This window comes from Actinacidiphila cocklensis, assembly GCF_907177275.1.
GTDB classification, from domain to species: Bacteria; Actinomycetota; Actinomycetes; order Streptomycetales; family Streptomycetaceae; genus Actinacidiphila; species Actinacidiphila cocklensis.
The window spans coordinates 1-942 of sequence record NZ_CAJSLV010000023.1 but is presented as its reverse complement, the minus strand read 5'-3'; the positions used below and the strand labels follow the sequence as shown (position 1 = coordinate 942).

Sequence of the window (942 nt, the reverse complement as noted above, 5' to 3'; positions counted from 1 at the left end):
CTGGTGGTGGGGGTCAGTGTTGGAGGGTGAGGAGTCCGGGGCGCCAGGGGAGTTGGTCGTAGCTGCCGCCTGCGTTGGGGTTTTTGCCCTGGTAGAGGAGTTGGAGGTTGCAGGGGTCGATGGTCATGGTCTGGTCGGGGTTGTTGCGGACGAGGTCGCCGTGGCTGATGTCGTTGGTCCAGGTGGCGCCGCTGTTGGCCTTGCCGGCGAAGGGGTTGCTCTCGCTGGCGGCCTGGGGGGTCCACGAACCGCTGAGGCTGGTGGCGGTGAAGGACCGGAAGTACCGGCCGCCAGCGCCCATGGCCTCGACGATCATGAGGTACTGGTTCTGGTTTTGGACCTTGTAGACCTGCACGGCCTCGAAGAGGTTGGCCTGCGAGTCGCTCATGACGGTGGTGTAGGACGACCCGAAGCTGCCGGGGAAGTTCCCGATGGGCATGCTGGCCCGGTAGATCTTGCCGTTGTCACCGGCGAAGAACAGGTACATGTTCTGGCCGTCGCCGATCAGGGTCTGGTCGATCGGCCCGGTACCGGAACCCGAGATACTGCCGGTGAACAACGGCTGCGGGGAGGACCAGCCGTTGGGGTTGGTCGGGTCGCTGGACGTGCGGTAGATGAACGGCCAGGCGCCCCACTGATAGGCCAGGACCCAGATGTTCTTCGGCGCGAAGTAGAACAAGGTGGGCGCCACCGCGGCCTGGCTCATCCCGGTCTGACCGGTCGAGGCCATGTCCGACCAGTTCGTGAAGGGACTGAACGCCATCGAGCCGTAGGACGATCCGTTGACGTTCGAGGCGTAGACCAGGTGCTTGCCGTTGTAGACGACGTTGGTGAAGTCCTTCTCCGAGACCCACCCGTTCGCCGGCTGCGCCAACGCACCCGACGACGACCACCGATACGACGACGGAAGAGAACACGTACCACCCGACGTCGGCGGCGTCG

General features: G+C 64.8%; 1 protein-coding gene. It reads right to left on the bottom strand.

Going from position 1 to position 942, the window contains the following annotated elements; all coding sequences use genetic code 11:
- Window positions 1-13: 13 nt before the first annotated feature.
- The coding region (locus tag NFU81_RS03805) for a non-reducing end alpha-L-arabinofuranosidase family hydrolase (protein ID WP_251484995.1) at window positions 14-942 on the bottom strand (929 nt) is incomplete at its 5' end.